We start from the raw sequence: 20070 nt of genomic DNA on the forward strand, positions 1-20070 counted from the left end.
GTCAGCGACGCTCGAACGCCACCTGGCCGGCCACGATCGTGGCCAGCACGCGGGCCGGCAGTTCGTAGCCGAGGAACGGCGTGTTGTGGCCCTGGCTCTTGAGCACGCGCGGCTCGACCTGCCAGTGCGCGGCCGGATCGAACACCACGATGTCGGCCACGCCGCCCACCGTGATGCGGCCGGCCGGCAATTGCAGCACGTCGGCCGCGCCGGCCGTGATGCGGTTCAGCGCGAGCGCGAGCGGCAGCTTCGCCTCGTTGGCCCACTTCACGGTGAGCGACAGCAACAGCTCCAGGCCGGTCGAACCGGGCGTGGCTTCCGCGAACGGCAGCAGCTTTTCGTCGTCGTCCACCGGGGTGTGATCGGAGCAGATCGCGTCGATCGTGCCGTCGGCCACGCCGGCGCGGATCGCCGCGCGATCGCGCTCGGCGCGCAACGGCGGATCGAGGCGGAACTGCGCGTCGAAATAGCCGATGTCGATGTCGATCAGATGCAGGTGATTGGCGCTGACGTCGCAGGTGATCGGCAGCCCTTCGGCCTTGGCCCCGCGCATCAGCTCGATGCCGGCCGCCGACGACAGGCGCGCGACGTGCACGCGCGCGCCAGTCACGCGCACCAGCTCGAACAGCGTGTGCAACGCGATCGTCTCGGCCGACACCGGCACGCCCGACAGCCCGAGCCGCGACGCGACCGGCCCGCTGGCCGCCACCCCGCCCTTGGCGAGGAACGCATCGACCGGGCGCAGCCACACCGTGAAATCGTAGGTTTTCGCATACTGCAGCGCACGCAACAGCACCTGCGTGTCGCGAATCGGCGAATCGGCCTGCGTGAAGCCGATGCAGCCCGATTCGGTCAACTCGACCATCTCGGTGATGACCTCGCCCTTCAGGCCGACGGTCAGCGCGCCCAGCGGATAGACGTGCGCCTGATGCAGCTTGCTCGCGCGGAACTTCAGCATCTCGACGAGGCCCGGCTCGTCGAGCACCGGATCGGTGTCGGGCGGGCAGACCAGGCTCGTCACGCCGCCGGCGACGGCCGCGGCCATCTCCGATTCGAGCGTGGCCTTGTGTTCGTAGCCCGGTTCGCGCAGTCGCGCGGACAAATCGACGAAGCCCGGCGCGACCAGCTTGCCGCTCGCGTCGATGGTCTTCGCCGCGTGGAAATCGGCCGGCGCCGCGCCGATCGCGACCACCTTGCCGGCCGCGACGTACACGTCGGCCTGTTGTTCGGTGCCGGCGACCGGATCGATCAGCGTGCCGCCCTTGATATGAATCTTCATGCGCTGCCTGTAAATGCGTTGGATGCGTTGAGTGCGAAGGCCGGCCATCGCGGCGCCGCGATGGCGCGGCCCCGCCGGCCGGGCCGCGTCAGTCGCTGTTGCCCGCGACGATGCCCATCACGGCCATCCGGACCGCGATGCCGAACGTCACCTGATTGAGAATCACCGATTGGGGGCCGTCGGCCACCTGCGAGTCGATTTCGACGCCGCGATTCATCGGCCCCGGGTGCATCACGATGGCGTCGGGCGCGGCCAGCGCGAGACGCTCGGGCGTGAGGCCCCAGCTCTTGAAGTATTCCTGCGCGGACGGCAGCAGCGCGCCGCTCATGCGCTCGTTCTGCAGGCGCAGCATGATGATCACGTCCACCCCCTTCAGGCCTTCGTCGAGGTTGTGATAGACCTTCACGCCCATCTGCTCGAGCCCGCCCGGCAACAGCGTGCGCGGGCCGATCGCGCGGATCTCGGGCACCCCGAGCGTGGTCAGCGCATGGATGTCGGAGCGCGCCACGCGCGAGTGCAGGATGTCGCCGACGATCGCCACGCGCAGGTTCGTGAAATCGCGCTTGTAGTGGCGGATCGTGTACATGTCCAGCAGGCCCTGCGTCGGGTGCGCATGGCGGCCGTCACCGGCATTGATCACGTGCACGTGCGGCGCGCAGTGCTCGGCGATCAGGTAGGGCGCGCCGCTCGATGCGTGACGCACGACGAACAGGTCGGCGTGCATCGCCGACAGGTTGTTGATCGTGTCGAGCAGCGATTCGCCCTTGCTGGTGGACGAGGCGTTGATGTTCAGGTTCAGCACGTCGGCCGACAGGCGCGTCGCGGCGATCTCGAAGGTGGTGCGGGTGCGCGTCGAGTTCTCGAAGAACAGGTTGAACACCGATTTGCCGCGCAGCAGCGGCACCTTCTTCACTTCGCGATCGGTCACGCTGACGAACCGCTCGGCCGTGTCGAGGATGTGCGTGACGATCGAGGTGGGCAAGCCCTCGATCGACAGCAGATGCTTGAGCTCGCCGTTTTTCGTGAGCTGCGGGTTGCCCTTCAGGAAGCCGTGGCGAAAGCGTTCGGCAGGTGCGGCCGCGGCGGGTGCGCCGGTGCGGCCGGAAGTGTCGCTCGTCATGATGTGCGTGATTCCAACGTGTTGCGGGCAGCGCCCGCGCGCTCTGGGGCGCGGGCGCCGGGTGAGGCTCGCTCAGTGCGTGCGCGCCTCGAGATCGAAAGTGAACTGCAGGGCGTCGTCGTGCGTGAGCACCAGCGTGGCGTCGGGCGCCACGTCCAGCGTGCCGCCCAGGAAGCGCGCCGCCACCGGCAGCTCGCGGCCGCCGCGGTCGGCCAGCACGGCCAGTTCGACGGCGGCCGGGCGGCCGTAATCGTACAGCTCGTTCAGCGCGGCGCGCACGGTGCGGCCCGTGGACAGCACGTCGTCGACCAGCAGGATCCGGCGGCCGTCCACGTCGAACGGCAGCGAGGTCGGGCTGGCCTGGCTGTGCAGGCCCTTTTTCGCGTAATCGTCGCGGTGCAGCGCGACATTGATCACGCCGAAGCCCGGCGCATTCAGATCGCGCGCGAGACGTTCGGCCAGCCACGCGCCGCCGCTGTGGATGCCGGCGAGCACGGGGCCGTCGGCCGCCGCGAACGCGGCCTCGCCGTAGGCACCGCGGATCTGGTCGAGCAGCGTGAGATAGAGCGCTTCGGCGTCAATGGAACTCATGATGATCGGGCAACTGGTCGAGGTAGTGTTGAAGGATCACGCGCGCGGCTTCGGCGTCGATGGCGTCGGCCTTCGCGCCGCGCGCGCGCAGGCTCGCACGGGCCTCGACCGACGAATAACGCTCGTCGATCCAGCTCACGGGCAGGTTGAAGCGGCCGTTCAGCTGATTGCCGAAGCGCTTCGCCTGCTGCGTCATCTCGTGGGGCGTGCCGTCGGGGTGCAGCGGCAGGCCGACCACGAGCGCGTCCGGCCGCCATTCGGCGAGCAGCTCGCCGACGGCCTGGAAACGATACTCGCGATTCAGGTTGGGAACGATGACAAGCGCACGCGCCGTGCGCGTCAGCGTATTGCCGACGGCCACGCCGATGCGCTTTTCGCCGTAATCGAACGCGAGCAGCGTGGCTTCACGCGCGGACGCACCGCTCATGCGTGGCCCGCCTCGCCCGAGAGCATCGTCGACGACACGCCGAGCAGGCCGAGCGCGGCCTCGAAGCGCTCCTCGGCGGGCGTATCGAACACGATGCGCGGATCGGCGTCCACGGTCAGCCAGCCGTTCTTCGAGATTTCGTCCTCGAGCTGGCCCGCGCCCCAGCCGGCATGGCCGAGCGTGAGCAGGAAACGCTTCGGGCCCTGGCCCGAGGCCACGGCTTCGAGCACGTCCTTCGAGGTGGTCATTTCCAGCCCGCCCTCGACCGACATGGACGAGCTGTAGCTGCTGCCTTCCACCGGCTCGTGCAGCACGAAGCCGCGCTCGGTCTGCACCGGGCCACCGAAATAGACGGGGATATGCAACAGCGGTTCGATTTCCAGCTTGAGGTCGATGCGTTTGAACAGCGCCTCGAGATCGATGTCGGTCGGACGATTGATGACCAGGCCGAGCGCGCCGCGCTCGCTGTGATCGCAAAGATAGACCACCGTGCCAGAGAACGTCGGATCGGACATGCTCGGCATCGCGATCAGGAACTGGTTGGTGAGATTGATGCGATCGGAACTCTTTGGCATGGTTTGAATTTTAGCAAAGACCTTGCCGCGCAACGGGCGCCGCAAGAATCGATATGACAGATCACGTCGCACTCTATCACGCGCGCGAGGCGGACCGGCGGGCGTGGCGTGGCGCGATGCAGGCGCATCGGGCGATCGTTCGCGATGGGCCAACAAACGGCGGCGACGGCGTGCCGGCGCGCGGCGCTGTGCGGCGAATCGGGCAATGGGGCCGGCGTTGCCGCTGCGTTTCCCCCACGCTCGCAACCGCGCACTCACCCGATACCGCAGATGGGGAACGATCGAAAACGCCCTGCCCGGCGCGCACGCTCAGGCCGATTCGAGCGCGGCGGCCAGCGCCTCGCGCGCCGCGAACAGGTCGGGCGGCGCAACCCCGGCGGCGATCTTGTAGAGCGCGGCGCGCAAACCGTCCGAGCCGGCCGACAAGGCCGCGCCGCCATCGGCCGGGGTGTGGCCGTGCATGATGCGGCGCCAGCCGAGCGCGAGCGCATCGGCCATCAGCGCCGTCTGGCCCAGGCCGAGCGCCGCGGCGGCCGCGCCGACGCGAAAGGCGGCGCCTGCTGCCCGCCAGGCCTGCGAGGCGTCGGCCGTGGCCGGCGTGACGGTCAGGTCGGCCATCGACGCGTCGGCCGTCTGCAGGAAATCCTCGTAGGCGTGTCCGTTGACCGTGACCAGGCCGAGTTGGCGAACCGCCGCCGCGTCACGCAGGGCGTCGGCCTCGGCGCGCGCCGCATCGACTTCCCAGAGCATCTCCGATGCCTGTGAGCCGGCCACATGCCAGTCGACCGTCAGCCCGTAATCATTGAGCAACTCGACCTCGGCGGCATCCTCGGCCGCCGCACCGTACAGCGCGAAATCGCGCCAGACGAGCGCCAGCGTTTCGCGCACCTGCGCCGGGCCGGCGACCTCCGCCCCATTCATCTGCTCGCGCAGCAGCAGGTTGCCGCGCGCCAGCCAGCGCCGCAGTACCGGCCCCGGCGCACCGCGCAAGGCGCGCAGGCAGGCACCGGCGAGCCGCCAATAGTCGTAGGCATCAGCGCCGGACAGCGCCGCGAAACAGGTATCGAGCGTATCGAGCGCCGCGGCCGGCGGTGCGTCGGGTTCGCGCAACACCACCAGCAAGGCGGCTTCGTAGCCGGCGCGCAGATGCGCGAGACGGTCGGCCGGGATCGCCGCCAGCCGCGCGGGCGGCACCGGCCGTCCGGCCAGCGCGAGCCAGTCGACCGGCGCGGCCGCAACCGGCGCCGCGCCTTCGACGGCGGCCAGCCGCCGCAAGGCATCGTGATGTGCGTGGAGCGCCGGCGAACAGGCCAGCTCGCGCAGGTTACGGCGGGCGATGGCCCAGCGGAAATCGCGCAAGGCCGACCGGAACCCGTCGTTCGGCAGCCCGCCAGCGGGCGGCGTCGCAACGGGCGCAGCCGCGACCAGCGCATCGGCATAGCGCGCCGCCGCCAGCCAGCCGGCATCGCGCAAGGCAGCCGCCACGGTGCGCAGTGCACGCAGCAGCGCCTCGCCCGAGGCCGTGCTGGCTTCCGCCAGCGTGGCCTCGGCAAGCAGCACCGCGCCGCCGCGGGGGTTCGGCAGCGCATCGGGCATCGGTATTACGGTCGGAGACAGTAGGCTCATGGGGCACGCAACCGTCGACGCTTGGGCTGAAGCGCCACGCGGGCCTGCCGCGCGGCCGGCCCGCGCTGCCGGCGCCGCGTCAGACGCGCCGGCAGTCGGGCCGAGACACCTGCTTCGCGAGATCGGTCAGATCTGGACCATCTCGAAATCTTCCTTGCGCGCGCCGCATTCCGGGCACGTCCAGTTGATCGGCACGTCCTCCCAACGCGTACCCGGGGCAATGCCCTCGTCGGGCAAGCCCGCTTCTTCGTCGTAGATCCAACCGCAGATCAGGCACATCCAGCTTTTGTATTCCATCGTTTGCCGCGCAGGGAAAAAACCAATTTTGGGGAGACGTGATGGTAACGTGCCGACGGCCGCCCTGCCTAGCATCGTGGTTTCCAGACGACCCGCGCCCAACCCGTTGCGCCTCGATCCCGGCACGCTCATCCGGGCAAAATCGTGCAGGCAAGCGCGATTCGCCGCAGCCGACGATATCGCGCGGCACCCATGCGCGCGCAGCCCGCCGCGACCCGAACCGATGCGCGGCAACCCGCCGCAAACGCCCGCCAGATATTGCATTCGGTTAAAAAAACCACGTCTTGCGCAAGTTTCCAACGCATAATGACCGGCAAGGCGCACCCGTGTGGTGCGCCGCCCGATCGTTCTCTCTTTCCCCGATTTTTCATGTCCAGCAACGCCCCTCCGATCGTCCTCACCTTCGGCTTGTTCGATCCCACCGGCGGCTCCGGCCTGCAGGCGGATTTGCTGACGCTGGCGAGCATGGGCTGTCACGGCACGTCGGTGCTGACCGGCTACACGGTCCGCGATTCGGCTTCCTGTGACGAGGTGACCGGCCTCGATCCGGACACCGTCGTCGCGCAGGCCCGGATGCTGCTCGAGGACATGCCCGTCGCCGCGTTCAAGATCGGCGCCACGGCCCGCGCCGAAGTGGTCAGCGCGATCGCCGAGGTCGTGGCCGACTACGACGGCGTGCCGCTCGTGCTGGCGCCCGACTTCACGCTCGACGACGAGCATGTGCTCGCCGCCGACGACCTGCGCGAATCGATTGCCGATCTGCTCGCCCCGCAAACCACGCTGCTGGTGGCCGATCACGCCACGCTGATCGCGCTCGCGCAGCCCGACGGCGACGCGGAAGCGCCGAACCTCGACACGGCGATCGCGCATCTGCTGTCGCAGGGCTGCGAGTACATCCTCGCCACCGAAACCGGCACGCACCGGCTCGTCAACACGTTGTACGGCGAGGAAGGCCAGATCCGGCAGGATCTCTGGGAACGCACGCCGAACCGGCTGATGGGCGTGACCGACACGCTCGCCTCGGCCATCGCGGCGCTGCTGGCCAATGGCCAGGAGCCGCCCGAAGCCGTGCGCGAGGCGCAGGAATACCTGTACCAGGCCGCGCGCGACGCGTTCCGGCCCGGCATGGGCGCCTGGGTGCCCGACCGTTTCTTCTGGGCGCGCAGCAACGAGGACGACACGCCGGCCGCCCCGGCGGCACCGGCCACGCCGCCTTACGGCGCATCGCGTCACTGAATGCATTGAACGCACGCCGGCGGGGCGCAGGCCGCCCCGGCTTTTCCGCGCTGTAAACGACAAAAAACCCGCATCGCTGCGGGTTTTTCGTTTTGCGGGGCGGGACGCGCATCGCTGCGCGCCCGTCGTGCAATCGACCGAAGTCGATTACATGTCCATGCCCATGCCGCCCATGCCGCCCGGCATGCCGCCAGCCATCGGGGCATCTTCCTTCGGCAGTTCGGCAACGGCAGCGTCCGTCGTCAGCAGCAGGCCGGCGACCGATGCTGCGTTTTGCAGCGCCGTACGCGTGACCTTGGTCGGGTCGACCACACCGGCTTCGACCATGTCGACGTATTCGCCCGTTGCGGCGTTGTAGCCGTAGTTGCCCGTACCGGCTGCAACGGCTGCCACCACGACGCTGGCTTCTTCACCACCGTTCGTGACGATCTGACGCAGCGGCTCTTCCATCGCGCGCAGCACGATCTTGATACCGGCGTTTTGATCGGCGTTCAGGCCGGTCAGTGCCGTGATCGCGGTGCGAGCGCGGATCAGCGCGACGCCGCCACCAGCCACGATGCCTTCTTCCACAGCTGCGCGCGTTGCGTGCAGTGCGTCTTCGACACGTGCCTTCTTTTCCTTCATTTCGACTTCGGTCGCAGCGCCGACCTTGATCACTGCCACGCCGCCTGCCAGCTTGGCAACGCGCTCTTGCAGCTTTTCACGGTCGTAGTCCGACGTCGCTTCTTCGATTTGCGCGCGCACTTGCTTCACGCGTGCTTCGATGTTCACGGCTTCGCCTGCGCCGTCGATGATCGTCGTGTTTTCCTTGCCCACTTCGATACGCTTGGCTTGGCCCAGTTCGGCCAGCGTTGCCTTCTCGAGCGTCAGGCCGGTTTCTTCCGCCACCACTTGACCGCCGGTCAGGATCGCGATGTCTTCCAGCATGGCCTTGCGACGGTCGCCGAAGCCCGGAGCCTTGACGGCGACGGTCTTCAGGATGCCGCGGATGTTGTTGACCACCAGCGTGGCGAGTGCTTCGCCTTCGACGTCTTCAGCGATGATCAGCAGCGGACGGCCAGCCTTCGCGACTTGTTCCAGGACCGGCAGCAGGTCACGGATGTTCGACACCTTCTTGTCGTGCAGCAGCACGAACGGGTTGTCGAGGACGGCGACTTGCTTGTCCGGGTTGTTGATGAAGTACGGCGACAGGTAGCCGCGGTCGAATTGCATGCCTTCGACGACGTCCAGCTCGTCGGCCAGCGACTTGCCGTCTTCGACGGTGATGACGCCTTCCTTGCCGACCTTGTCCATCGCTTCAGCGATGCGATCGCCGATCGACGAATCGCTGTTCGCCGAGATCGAGCCGACCTGTGCGATTTCCTTGTTCGTCGTGCAGGGCTTGCTGATCTTCTTCAGCTCTTCCACGGCTGCCGCGACGGCCTTGTCGATGCCGCGCTTCAGGTCCATCGGGTTCATGCCCGATGCGACGTACTTCATGCCTTCGCGAACGATCGATTGCGCGAGGACGGTTGCCGTCGTCGTGCCGTCGCCGGCGTTGTCGCTGGTCTTGGAAGCGACTTCCTTGACCATTTGCGCGCCCATGTTCTGGAGCTTGTCCTTCAGCTCGATTTCCTTGGCGACCGACACGCCGTCCTTCGTGACCGTCGGGCCGCCGAACGAACGCTCGAGCACCACGTTGCGGCCCTTCGGGCCCAGCGTGACCTTGACCGCGTTGGCCAGGATGTTCACGCCTTCAACCATTTTGGAACGGGCGGAATCGCCGAATACGACGTCTTTAGCTGCCATCTTTTACTCCTTGAATTCTCTGGAATGGGATCGCTGAGTAGCGTATTCGCAGGCTTACGCTGCGTTGACCACGGCCATGATGTCTTCTTCGCGCATCACGAGCACTTCCTTGCCGTCGACCTTGACGGCTTGGCCCGCGTACTTGCCGAACAGGACGCGATCGCCGACCTTCACGTCGAGCGCGATCGGAGCGCCCTTGTCGTCGCGCTTGCCCGGGCCGATCGCCAGCACTTCGCCTTGATCCGGCTTTTCAGCCGCTGCTTCGGGGATCACGATGCCCGAGGCCGTCTTGGTTTCTTGATCCAGGCGTTTGACGATCACGCGATCGTGCAAAGGACGAAGGTTCATTTTCACTCCTCTTTGAGAAACTGAAGTAACACTGAGGGATGCCGTCGGGCTGTCGCCCGGCGGCGAAGTTGTTAGCACTCTCGTGCAGCGAGTGCTAATTATATGGACGAGGTTTGACAAATTCAAGGACGGAAGGGAAAGGTTTTTTACCGGCTTCCGTTTACCCTCGATTCGATCTTTTCCTTTTAATTCAATCGCTTGATCGAATTTCCCTAGAAAACGGGTGCATAAAAAACAATCTGCCGTACCGTGCGCCCGCGCTTTTGGCACGCGTTGGCACCCTGGCAGCCGGCTGCGATCCGGCCCGCGACCGGCGATTCGTCGGCCCGGATCGCGCTCGGCGCGACGTGCTGCCCGCAGACGATAGGCCGCGCTCGCGACAGCGGCGTGAACCTCAACGTGACCGCGACGCCAGCATGGAGTCCGGGCGAGCGCCGGGAGTTCCCGGCAACGGTGCGCAACGGGTCACGGCTCAGGCCTCCCCCAGCTGCGCCAACAGGGCCTGCGCCTGGGCCGCCTGATCGGCCTCGTCCGCCATCGGCCGGAACGCGAACGCGGGGGCGCCGGCCAGTTGCCGGAACGAAGCGCGGCTGCTGCGCGCATAGGCGGGGTCGTAGTGCAGGTCGATCAGCGATTCGAACAGCACGTCGCGCGCGCCGGCCTCGGCCAGCGCCTGCCAGTCGCGGATGCGCGCGTGGCCGTGCAGCTCGGTCAGCCGCGCGAGCTGCTGCATGAACGCGGCGGGGTCGTCGAACAGATGGCCGTAATCGCGCAACAGCAGCGCCACGCGCGCGTCGCGCGCCGTTTCGACGGCCACGCAGCGCGCCGCGTGCATGCCGGCCAGCATCGTGTCGGGCAGCGTGATCTGCCCGATCTTGCGGCTCTCCGCCTCGACGAACACCGGCCGCGCCGGATCGAGCGCGCGCAGCGCCAGCACCAGCGCCGTATCGAAACCCTTCTGCGTGGGCTGCGCCGCCCCCGGCAGCGCACCGAGCAGCGAGCCCCGATGCACCGCCAGCCGCTCCAGATCGACGATTTGTGCGCCGGCCCGGCCGAGCGCGCCGAGCAATTGGGTCTTGCCGCTGCCGGTACGGCCCGTCAACACGATGTAGCGGAACCGCGCGGGCAGCACGTCGAGCTCGTCGACGACCCAGCGGCGATAGGTCTTGTAGCCGCCGTCGAGTTGCCGGGCGCGCCAGCCGATCAGGTTGAACCACGACGTCATCGAGCCGGAGCGCTTGCCGCCACGCCAGCAATAGATCAGCGGACGCCAGTTGAGCGGCCGGTCGGCGAAGGTGGTTTCGAGGTGCTCCGCGATGTTGCGCGCGACCCAGGCCGCGCCGAGGCGCGTCGCCTCGTGCGGCGACACCTGCTTGTACATCGTGCCGATCACCACGCGCTGATCGTTGCTGAGTACGGGCGCGTTCAACGCACCGGGGATGTGGTCTTCCGCGTATTCGAGCGGCGTACGCACGTCGATGATCTCGTCGAATTCGTCGACGCGGGACAGCGGAACAAGAAAGGGATTCACGGCAGGCGGGTGCGCGAGGCACAGGCGGGACAGACAGGCGCGGATTATCGCACGCGGGCCGGGGGCGGCCCGGGCAACGGCAAAGTGATCGTCCATCGCAGCGATGCGCTCGATCTCGAGCGGCGCTCGCGGCCCCGCCCGGCTTCGGGCGGGGCGCCGATGCGGCCAGCCGGTCGATTGACGGCGGCCGGCTCAGTCGCGCAGCGCGTCGCGGATCGCGGCCAGCCACAGCGCGACCGCATGCGCGCCCGGATCGGGATGGCCGAGCGCGCGCTCGCCGAGATAGCTCGACCGGCCGCGCCGCGGCATCAGCGTGGCGGTACCGGCCGCGCCTTCGGCGGCTGCAGCGGCCGATGCATCGAGCGCCTGGCGCAGATCGCCGCCGGTCGCGTCGAGCGCGGTACGCAACGCGCGCGCGGCCGGATCGAGCGCATCGATCATGGTGCGCTCGCCAGGCCGCGCGCCGCCGATCTCGCACACCCCGTCGACACCGGCCGCGAACGCCTCGGCCCAGGCCGACGCATCGGGCTTCGCCGCGCCATCGAGCGCCGCCGCCGCGCGCATCAGCATCGCCGCGTAGAGCGGGCCGGAGGTGCCGCCCACGGCGCGCCGGATGGTGGCCGACATCGCGCGCAGCACCGCGGCCGGCCGCGACGCGTCGGGCCAGCCGCCCGCCTCGGCTTCGATCGCCTGCGCGGCGCGCGACAGGCTGATGCCGAGATCGCCATCGCCGACGCGCTGATCCATCTCGGTCAGCGTCGCTTCCGATGCGTGCAGCCTGACGCAAACGGCGTCGATCACGCGCCGCAGCGTGGCGTCGGCGGCGAGCCGCGGGCCGTCGCCGCCGAGGTTGCGGCCCGCGCCGGGCGCGGCCGGCACCGGGCGGCTTTCCTGCGGCGCGACGCGGCCCGCGCGGGCGGGCCAGGCGGCCGCCTCGGTGGGCGCGTCGAGCCAGGCGAGGCGCGCATCGTCGACGCGCAGCAGCGTCAGCGAAATGCCGGCCATGTCGAGCGCGCTGAGGAACGTGCCGGCCCAGGCGCGTTCGGCCACGAGGCCGCGTGCGGCCAGCGCGCGCAGCGCCGCGTCGGCGACGATGTCGAGCTCGCCCGGCGGCGTGCCGCCGAGGTTGTTGACGAGCAGCGCGACGCGCGCGCCGGCGTCGAGCGCGAGATCGTCGGCGATGCGGGCGATCAGGCGCGACGCCACCGCATCGGCCGATTCGAGTTCGGCGCGCTCGACGCCGGCCTCGCCGTGGATGCCGAGCCCCCATTCGATCTCGCGCTCGCCGAGCGTGAAGCCGGGCGTGCCGGCGGCCGGCACCGTGCATGCCGACAAGGCCACGCCCATCGTGCCGAGCGCCTCGGCCGTCTCGCGGGCGTGCCGCGCGACCTCGGCAAGCGGCAGCCCGGCCGCCGCCGCCGCGCCGGCCACGCGGTGAACCAGCACCGTGCCGGCCAGGCCGCGCCGCCCGGCGTGGTCGCCGCGCGCGGCCAGCGCCACGTCGTCGGAGACGATCACCGTCTCGACCTCGATGCCCTCGGCGCGCGCGATCTCGGCGGCCAGCCCGAAGTTGAGCCGGTCGCCCGTGTAGTGCTTGACGATCAACAGCACGCCCGCCGGGCCGCCCACGGCGCGAATCGCATCGAGCACCGCGTCCACCGACGGCGACGTGAACACCTCGCCGGCCACCGCCGCACTGAGCATGCCGGCGCCCACGTAGCCCGCGTGCGCGGGCTCGTGCCCCGCGCCGCCGCCCGACACCAGCGCGACCTCGCCGCGCGACGCGGCCTCGGCCGCATCGGCGCGCACCACGATGGTCCGGCCGGCCAGCAAGGCCAGATGGGGATTCAGCGCGACCAGCCCGTTCAGCAGGTCGGGCACCACGCGTTCGACATCGTTGATCAGTTTTTTCATTCGGCAGGTCCTCTGTCTGGGAGCGGGGCTCCCGGTCGTCTCCGGAATCGGCGGCCGGTGGTCCGGCGCCACGCGTCGCCGGCATGGCGGGGCGCGGGTGGGCTTCACTATAAGACCTGGCCTGGGTGATTGCCTCGGCTGCCGACGTGCCCGTCGTGTACGGGATGCTGCAAGCCGGTTCGACCGCGCGTCGCGGGCGAGTTCCCGCGAGGATTCGATTCGGGGCAAGCGGGCCGGCGAAGGCGGCCGTGCCACAAAAAAAGGCGGTACGACACGAAGGTCGTACCGCCTGCGATCCGGCCCGGTTGGCCGGGGGCGCGGCCAGGCGCGCCGTTGCCGGACAGCCTGACCCGCCGATGCCGCGCGCCGCAGCGCGTCGGCTTACTTGCGCGGCAGCGCCGCGCCGGCCAGCGTCGTGACGAGCGAGGTCACCGGCGAGAGCAGCGTGCCCGCGCTCGCCGACGAGCCGGATGTGCCCGACGCGCCCGACGACGGCGTGATCGCCACACCCGGCAGCGCCGCGCCGACGGCGCCGACCGTCTGCGTCACCACGTTGCCCACCGCACCGACCGTCGTGACGCCGGTCGACGCCACCGTGCCGAGCGCCGTCGCGCCCGAGGTCGCCAGGTTGCCGAGCGTGGCGCCGGTGGTCGACGCGAGCGTCGAGCCGGCCGCGCCCAGCGCCGTGGTGGTGGCCAGGCCCGTCTGGGCAGCCGTCGACAGGCCGCCCGTGAGCGTGTTCGCGACCGTGGTGGCCGCACCCGTCACCGTGGACACCGGCAGCGCGCCCGACAGGTTGCCGACCAGCGACGTGATCGGCGCGATCGGGTTGCCGGCAACCACGCCGGTGACCGCGTTGACGACGCCCGTCACGGCGGCCGGGCCGGTGCTGGCGATCGAACTCGCCACCGTCCCGACGCCGTTGACCGTCGACGACAGGCCCGACGACGCGGCGTTGACCACGCCGGTCACGGCGGCCGTCGGCACCGACGAAAGCGCGCCCGTCAGCGTGCCGGCCGCGTTGCCCAGGCCCGAGGTCGCGGCGTTCAGGACGCCGGTGACCGCCGTGGCCGGATTGATGCTGCCGACCAGGCCCGTGACGGCGGTGGCACCGGTGCCGAGGCCGCTCGCCACGGCCTGCACGCCGCCCGACAGGGCATTCGCGCCCGAGCCGAGCGCGCCCGACAGGGCCGTTGCGCCGGTACCGAGGCCGCCGGCCAACGCGCCGGCTCCGCTCGACAGTGCGCCGGATGCCGTGCCGGCCACCGTCGACAGACCGCCTGCGGCCGAGCTCAAGCCGCCGGCCAGCGCGCCCGCGCCGTTCGACAGTGCGCCCGTGGCTGTGCCGAGGCCGGTCTGCAGGCCGCTTGCGACCGTGCCTGCCACCGTGTTCAAACCACCCGCCGCCGAACCAAGACCACCAGCCAGCGCACCCGCACCGCTCGACAACGCGCCCGAGGCCGCACCGAGGCCGTTCTGCAAACCGCTTGCAACCGTGCTGGCTGCACCGTTCAGGCCACCCGCCACCGAGCCGAGACCACCAGCCACCGAGCCCAGGCCGCCGGCCAGTGCACCCGCACCGCTCGACAGTGCGCCCGTGGCTGCGCCGAGGCCGTTTTGCAGGCCGCTCGCGACCGTGCCAGCCGCGCCGTTCAGGCCGCTCGCCGCCGAGCCGAGACCACCGGCCAGTGCACCCGCACCGCTCGACAATGCGCCCGTGGCTGCGCCGAGGCCGTTTTGCAGGCTGCTCGCGACCGTGCTGGCTGCACCGTTCAGGCCGCTCGCCGCCGAGCCGAGACCACCAGCCACCGAGCCCAGGCCGCCAGCCAGTGCTCCCGCACCGCTCGACAGTGCGCCCGTGGCTGCGCCGAGGCCGTTCTGCAAGCCGCTCGCGACCGTGCCAGCCGCGCCGTTCAGGCCGCCTGCCGCCGCACCGAGGCCGCCTGCCAGCGCACCCGCGCCCGAGGCCAACGCGCCCGACGCCGTGCCGAGGCCGTTCGCCAGGCCACTCGCGACCGTGCCGCCCACGGTGTTCAACCCGCCCGCCGCCGCACCGAGGCCGCCGGCCAATGCACCGGCTCCCGATGACAACGCACCCGACACCGTACCGAGACCACCTGCCAGTGCACCCGCGCCCGAGGCCAATGCACCCGACGCCGTGCCGAGGCCGCTCGATACGCCGCCCGCCAGGGCGCCTGCGCCGTTCGCCAGGCCACTCGCGACCGTGCCGCCCACGGTGTTCAACCCGCCCGCCGCCGCACCAAGGCCGCCGGCCAGCGCGCCCGCACCGTTCGACAACCCACCCGCAACCGTCCCGGCCACCGTATTCAAACCACCCGTCGCCGCACCAAGGCCGCCAGCCAACGCCCCCGCCCCGTTCGACAACCCGCCCGCAACCGTCCCGGCCACCGACTGCAACCCGCCAGCCGCTGCACCAAGCCCACCTGCCAGCGCACCCGCACCCGACGACAACGCACCCGTCGCCGCACCAAGGCCGCCGGCCAGCGCGCCCGCACCGTTCGACAACCCACCCGCGACCGTACCGGCCACCGTATTCAAACCACCCGTCGCCGCACCAAGGCCACCCGCCAACGCCCCTGCCCCGTTCGACAACCCGCCCGCGACCGTCCCTGCCACCGACTTCAGCCCGCCCGTCGCGGTGCCAAGCCCCGTCGACAGCCCCGTCACGACCGTGCCGCCCACCGCCTGCAAGCCGCCCGCCGCCGAGCCAAGTCCACCGGCCAGCACACCAGCGCCCGAAGCCAGCGCCCCCGATGCCTTGCCCAACCCGCTCGACACACCACCGGCCAGCGCACCCGCGCCCGACGACAACGCCCCCGACGCCGCGCCCAGCCCGTTCGACAGCGCACCGGCCGCCGTGCCCGCCGCCGAGTGGATGCCGGTCGCCAACGCGCCCGCGCCGTTGGCCAGCGCCGCGGCGCCGCTCGACAGCGCACCGCTCGCGGTGCCGACGATGCCGGACAACGCACCGGTCGGGTTCTGCAACGCCGTCTGCAAACCCGAGACGACGCCCGATAGCGGCGTGTTCTGCGCCAGCGCGCCGACCGTGCTGGCGAGCCCGCCGAGCGAAGTCTTGAGCGGCCCGACGACATTGCCGAGCGCCAGATCGATCACTTTCGCGCCGTTCGCCGTCACCGTCAGCGCGACGCCGTCGATCGCATTGATCGCCGCGCTCACGCCGAGCGACGAGCCCGCCAGGCTGCCGGTGCCGCCCAGCGTCGCCCCGCTCGCGTTCAGCGAGCTGCCCAGATTCAGATTGGCCCCCAGATCGCTGACGATCGTGCCGGCGTCGGCCATTGCGGGCTGCGCCGCTGCGATACCGAATGCCGTCAGCGCCGAAAGCGCGATGCTCGACAACTTGAAGTGTTGTTTCATTGTTGACCCCATGTCAGTTGGTCTTGCCGTCGGGTATGACGGCTGAGTCCATTGCAGGGTCCGTGCCAGTGCGGCAAGCCAATTGTCAACGGCGCGGTTCGTCGAACAAACATCCGACAAACCCCCGGGAATGGCGGGGTTCGTGCACGACGGCGCCGCAACACGCGATCGTGCGGGCCAGCCAGGAATTCGTCGCGATTCACCGGCGTAACGTAACAGTCGAATGGAACGTTACGCACGATCGCCGTAACGGCGCGAATATCGAATGCCGATCACCCTATTGGAAATGACAGGTCGGCTTTTCACCAATCCGGCGCCGAATCATTACGCAACGATGTCGTGCGATCGCACGCCGGACAAGCCTCCCGACGGGTCGATCGAAATCGCATCGAATTATTTTTTAAACATTTTCGATACGAGCGTTTCAATCGCTCGCGCGATTTTCTTTGCGCGGCAATCCCCGATTCATTCCGATTGCCCGTGCTCGCGCAGCAATCATTTTTCATGGTCTGACGAATGCCCTTGCCGGCCCGCTCGGCGACGTTCCGACGGAGATTCCCACGCCCGGACGCCAGTTTTGCGACAATGCCGGGTTTGGTCCCGCGCACACCCCTTCGAGCCTAGCCGATGTCGTTTCCTCATATCGATCTGCTGTACACCGCTTCCGGCCTGTTCGTCGGCTTCCTCGTAGGCCTGACCGGCGTCGGCGGCGGTTCGCTGATGACGCCGATCCTGGTGCTGCTGTTCAACGTCCACCCGGCCACGGCGGTCGGCACCGACCTGCTCTACGCGGCCGCCACCAAGGCCACCGGCACGCTGGTGCACGGCTCGAAAGGCTCGATCGACTGGCGCATCACGGGCCGCCTCGCGGCGGGCAGCGTGCCGGCCGCGGCGCTCACGCTCTGGCTGCTGCACGCGCACGGCTTCGGCTCGGCCTCCACCAACCGGCTGATCCAGATCGTGCTCGGCGCGGCGCTGCTGCTGACCTCGGTCGCGCTGGTGTTCCGCCCGCAACTGGCCGCGTTCGCCTCGCGCCATGCGTTCGCGCCGAACCCGGTGCGCACCGTCGCGCTGACCGTGCTGACCGGCGTCGTGCTCGGCGTGCTGGTGTCGCTGACCTCGGTCGGCGCGGGCGCGATCGGCGTCACGGTGCTGCTGTTGCTGTATCCCACGCTCTCGACCACGCGCATCGTCGGCTCGGACATCGCGCACGCGGTGCCGCTCACGCTGGTGGCCGGCATGGGCCACTGGCTGCTCGGCTCGGTGGATTGGTCGATGCTGGTGTCGCTGCTGCTCGGCTCGCTGCCGGGCATCGTGGTCGGCAGCCATCTGTCGACGCGCGCGCCGGAGCGCCTGCTGCGCAACGTGCTGGCCGCCACGCTGGTGGCGGTGGGGCTGAAGCTCGTCACCGTCTGAGGACGGACGGGCGGCGGGAAATAAAGGGAAAAACGAGGAAAAACCGGAGGGAAACGCGCGCAACGCGGCGAAACCGCCGCGCCGCGCGCTGCCAGCGCCTTACTGCTGCTGGACGGTCAGCTTGTTGTCGACCGACGTGACGCCCTTCACACCCTTGGCGGCATCGCCGGCCTTGTCGATCTGCGATGCGTCGGGCACCGAGCCCTGCAGCGAGATCGCGCCGCCCTTCGAGCGCACGGTGATGTTCGACACATCGACGCCGCCGGCCTTCGTGATGGCCTTGCGCACCGCGTAGCCGAGCTGGCGGTTCTGCTTGCGAGCCGTCTTGGCGCCAGCCTTCGACGTGCTCTTGGTCGCCGCCGGCGCGTCGGTGCTGGCCGCATCGCTCGCCTGCGCATACACATTGCCGCATACGAGCGCCGCCACTACCGCGCTGCCCAGTGCCTTCCACACGATCGACTTCATGTTTGCTCCTTGTCCTTGTATTGCCGGCGAGGTTCGTTCATTGACGAACCGTGGCCGGTGAACCCCCAGAAAACGGCCGACGGCATGAGCCGCCGGCCGACATTTCCACGAAGCAATCGAGAGGCGCTGCGTCCGCCCGGCAAGCGCTGGGCTGACCGGACTGCCGGGCCTCGTCCGTCTCGCGCCCGATCTGGAAGTGAAGCGCCGGGTCGCGCCGCGACGGACAAGGCGCGGCTGCGTCGCACAATGTAATCCAGCGGCACGCGAAGCGCAAAGCCTTTGCGTTACGGATCGCGAGTGTGGCGCGCAGCCATCCGGACCTTCCCGAATCCCCCGCCCCGCCTGCCTCGCCGCCGTCGAACTCGGTTACCATCGTCGCGATTCAGGATGCCTGAACGTCCTGCGCCGAACCGGCCTGCCCCGCCCCTCCCGCCCCGATGACCGATACGCCCCGCTCCCGTCGCCCGCACCCGATCCTCACCCGCTTCGTGACGGTGTCGTGGCGCGACCTGGCGATGTCGTTCGGCCCGGCGCTGCTGCTCGGCGGCGCGGCGATCTGGCTCGCGATCCGGCTGATCCAGCCCGCGCCGCCCACCCACCTGACGCTGTCGGCCGGGCCGCCGGGCAGCACCAACTGGTCGGCCGCGCAGAAGTACAAGCGCATCCTCGCCAAGAACGGCATCACGCTCGACGTGCTGCCGTCCGAGGGCTCGGCGCAGAACCTGCAGCGCCTGCTCGATCCGCATGCGGAGGTGGACGTCGCGTTCGTGCAGAGCGGGCTCGAACAGAAAACCCCGCCGGATCAACTGGTTTCGCTCGGCAGCGTGGGCTACGTGCCGATCGCGATCCTGTATCGCGGCGCGCCGGTGCAGCGGCTCTCGCAGTTTCGCGGCAAGCGCCTCGCACTCGGCCCGGACGGCAGCGGCTCGCGCGAGCTCGGCCTGGCGCTGCTGAAGCTGAACGGCATCCTGCCGGGCGGCGCCACCCAACTTCTGCCGCTGGCCGGCGAGGACGCCGCCCGCGCGCTGATCGACGGCAAGATCGACGCGGCGTTCCTGTCGGGCGATTCGACCCAGATTCCGGTGATGGCCAAGCTGTTCCGCGCGCCGGGCGTGCGCTTCTACTCGTTCCCGCAAGCCGACGCCTACGCGCGCCGCCTGCCCTACCTGACCGACATCACGCTGCCGATGGGCGTCTACGACCCCGGCACCAATCTGCCGGCCGAAGACATCCACACGCTGTCGCCCACCGTCGAGCTGATCGCGCGCGATTCGCTGCATCCGGCGCTGTCGGACCTGCTGATCGAGGCCGCGCGCGAGGTGCAGGGCCGCGCCACGATCCTGCAGCGCGCGGGCGAATTCCCGTCGCCGGTCACGCACAGCAGCATCGCGCTGTCCGACGACGCGGCGCGCTACTACAAGTCGGGCAAGACCTTCCTCTACCGCCAGTTGCCGTTCTGGGTGGCGAGCCTGGTCGACCGGCTGCTGGTGATCGTGGTGCCGCTGGTGGTGGTGCTGATCCCGGGGCTGCGCTTCGTGCCGCTGCTGTACGGCTGGCGCGTGCGCTCGCGAATCTACCGCTGGTACGGCGCGCTGATCACGCTCGAACGCAGTGCGCTCGGCGAGCTGTCGCCGCGCGAGCGCGCCGCGTTGCTCGACAAGCTCGACGACGTGGAAGACGCCGTCAACCGCATGAAGATGCCGCTTGCCTATGCGGGGCAGTTCTACGTGTTGCGCGAGCACATCGGCTTCGTGCGCGAGCGTTTGCTGACGCAGGACGACGCCACGCGCGGCGCGCGCGACGGGGCGGCGGGCGCCCGGCCTTCCCCGAATCCGGCCCCGCGTGACGCGGCCGATTCCGGCACGCCTGCCGCCGCCCACCCGCTCGCCACCGGCGCGGCGGCGCTGGCCGCGGCCGCTGCGCTCGACACGGCGCTGCCGCCCGCGCCGTCCGGCCCGCACCCCGGCGACGCGTGAACGGCCGATTCGCCGCGATTGCTGCACGCGGCTCCGCCATTGCGTACCATGACGGCTCGCGGGCCGCGCCGCCCCGCGCCATTCC

General features: G+C 69.8%; 16 protein-coding genes. 3 read left to right on the forward strand and 13 right to left on the reverse strand.

Going from position 1 to position 20070, the window contains the following annotated elements:
- Nucleotide 1 precedes the first annotated feature (1 nt).
- The 7 genes from AB4851_RS31885 to AB4851_RS31915 form a co-directional block, all read right to left on the reverse strand.
- Complete coding sequence (locus AB4851_RS31885; RefSeq protein ID WP_414450243.1) at nt 2–1279, reverse strand: dihydroorotase; 1278 nt, start codon at nt 1277–1279, stop codon at nt 2–4.
- Between the two features lie 88 nt (nt 1280–1367).
- Nucleotides 1368–2399: an aspartate carbamoyltransferase catalytic subunit gene (locus AB4851_RS31890; RefSeq protein ID WP_414444080.1), complete on the reverse strand. Its 1032-nt coding sequence runs from the start codon at nt 2397–2399 to the stop codon at nt 1368–1370.
- 72 nt (nt 2400–2471) lie between these two features.
- On the reverse strand, nt 2472–2990 hold the full coding sequence (pyrR, locus tag AB4851_RS31895) for a bifunctional pyr operon transcriptional regulator/uracil phosphoribosyltransferase PyrR (RefSeq protein WP_414450244.1): 519 nt from the start codon (nt 2988–2990) through the stop codon (nt 2472–2474).
- Nucleotides 2977–3417: a Holliday junction resolvase RuvX gene (gene ruvX / locus AB4851_RS31900; RefSeq protein WP_414444078.1), complete on the reverse strand. Its 441-nt coding sequence runs from the start codon at nt 3415–3417 to the stop codon at nt 2977–2979. The genes pyrR and ruvX overlap by 14 nt, the downstream gene beginning before the upstream one ends.
- Nucleotides 3414–3992 carry a YqgE/AlgH family protein gene (locus AB4851_RS31905; RefSeq protein WP_414444077.1) on the reverse strand — a complete coding sequence of 193 codons (579 nt, stop codon included), beginning with the start codon at nt 3990–3992 and terminating at the stop codon, nt 3414–3416. Before AB4851_RS31905 ends, ruvX begins: the two co-directional genes overlap by 4 nt.
- A 309-nt stretch (nt 3993–4301) precedes the next feature.
- Complete coding sequence (locus AB4851_RS31910; RefSeq protein WP_414450245.1) at nt 4302–5618, reverse strand: hypothetical protein; 1317 nt, start codon at nt 5616–5618, stop codon at nt 4302–4304.
- A 126-nt stretch (nt 5619–5744) separates the two neighbouring features.
- The gene (locus AB4851_RS31915; protein ID WP_006400971.1) at nt 5745–5915 is read right to left on the reverse strand and encodes a rubredoxin; all 171 of its coding nucleotides are present in this window, start codon (nt 5913–5915) and stop codon (nt 5745–5747) included.
- A 369-nt stretch (nt 5916–6284) separates the two neighbouring features.
- Between AB4851_RS31915 and thiD the strand changes: the two genes are divergently transcribed.
- Nucleotides 6285–7151: a bifunctional hydroxymethylpyrimidine kinase/phosphomethylpyrimidine kinase gene (gene thiD, locus AB4851_RS31920; protein WP_414450246.1), complete on the forward strand. Its 867-nt coding sequence runs from the start codon at nt 6285–6287 to the stop codon at nt 7149–7151.
- A gap of 147 nt (nt 7152–7298) precedes the next feature.
- On the opposite strand, the gene groL is transcribed toward thiD, so the two are convergent.
- From groL to AB4851_RS31945, 5 genes are all read right to left on the reverse strand, one after another.
- On the reverse strand, nt 7299–8939 hold the full coding sequence (groL, locus tag AB4851_RS31925; protein ID WP_414444074.1) for a chaperonin GroEL: 1641 nt from the start codon (nt 8937–8939) through the stop codon (nt 7299–7301).
- A 54-nt stretch (nt 8940–8993) separates the two neighbouring features.
- A complete protein-coding gene (locus AB4851_RS31930; RefSeq protein ID WP_414444073.1) occupies nt 8994–9287 on the reverse strand; it encodes a co-chaperone GroES in 294 nt (97 codons plus the stop codon).
- 472 nt (nt 9288–9759) lie between these two features.
- A complete protein-coding gene (gene mnmH, locus AB4851_RS31935) occupies nt 9760–10818 on the reverse strand; it encodes a tRNA 2-selenouridine(34) synthase MnmH (protein ID WP_414450247.1) in 1059 nt (352 codons plus the stop codon).
- Between the two features lie 192 nt (nt 10819–11010).
- Nucleotides 11011–12732, reverse strand: coding sequence for a dihydroxyacetone kinase subunit DhaL (gene dhaL / locus AB4851_RS31940; protein ID WP_414450248.1), 1722 nt, complete (start codon nt 12730–12732; stop codon nt 11011–11013).
- Nucleotides 12733–13113: 381 nt separating this feature from the next.
- On the reverse strand, nt 13114–16128 hold the full coding sequence (locus tag AB4851_RS31945; RefSeq protein WP_414450249.1) for a beta strand repeat-containing protein: 3015 nt from the start codon (nt 16126–16128) through the stop codon (nt 13114–13116).
- Nucleotides 16129–16755: 627 nt separating this feature from the next.
- Here AB4851_RS31945 and AB4851_RS31950 point away from each other — a divergent pair.
- Nucleotides 16756–17544, forward strand: a complete 789-nt coding sequence (locus AB4851_RS31950; protein WP_414444069.1) for a sulfite exporter TauE/SafE family protein — start codon at nt 16756–16758, stop codon at nt 17542–17544.
- Between the two features lie 99 nt (nt 17545–17643).
- On the opposite strand, the gene AB4851_RS31955 is transcribed toward AB4851_RS31950, so the two are convergent.
- Nucleotides 17644–18009: a BON domain-containing protein gene (locus tag AB4851_RS31955; protein WP_414450250.1), complete on the reverse strand. Its 366-nt coding sequence runs from the start codon at nt 18007–18009 to the stop codon at nt 17644–17646.
- Nucleotides 18010–18446: 437 nt separating this feature from the next.
- Here AB4851_RS31955 and AB4851_RS31960 point away from each other — a divergent pair, with 437 nt between their 5' ends.
- Nucleotides 18447–19985 carry a TAXI family TRAP transporter solute-binding subunit gene (locus tag AB4851_RS31960; RefSeq protein WP_414450251.1) on the forward strand — a complete coding sequence of 513 codons (1539 nt, stop codon included), beginning with the start codon at nt 18447–18449 and terminating at the stop codon, nt 19983–19985.
- The last annotated feature ends 85 nt before the right edge of the window (nt 19986–20070 follow it).

The sequence above is a fragment of the Burkholderia sp. 22PA0099 genome (assembly GCF_047497165.1).
In the GTDB taxonomy this organism is placed as follows: Bacteria; Pseudomonadota; Gammaproteobacteria; order Burkholderiales; family Burkholderiaceae; genus Burkholderia.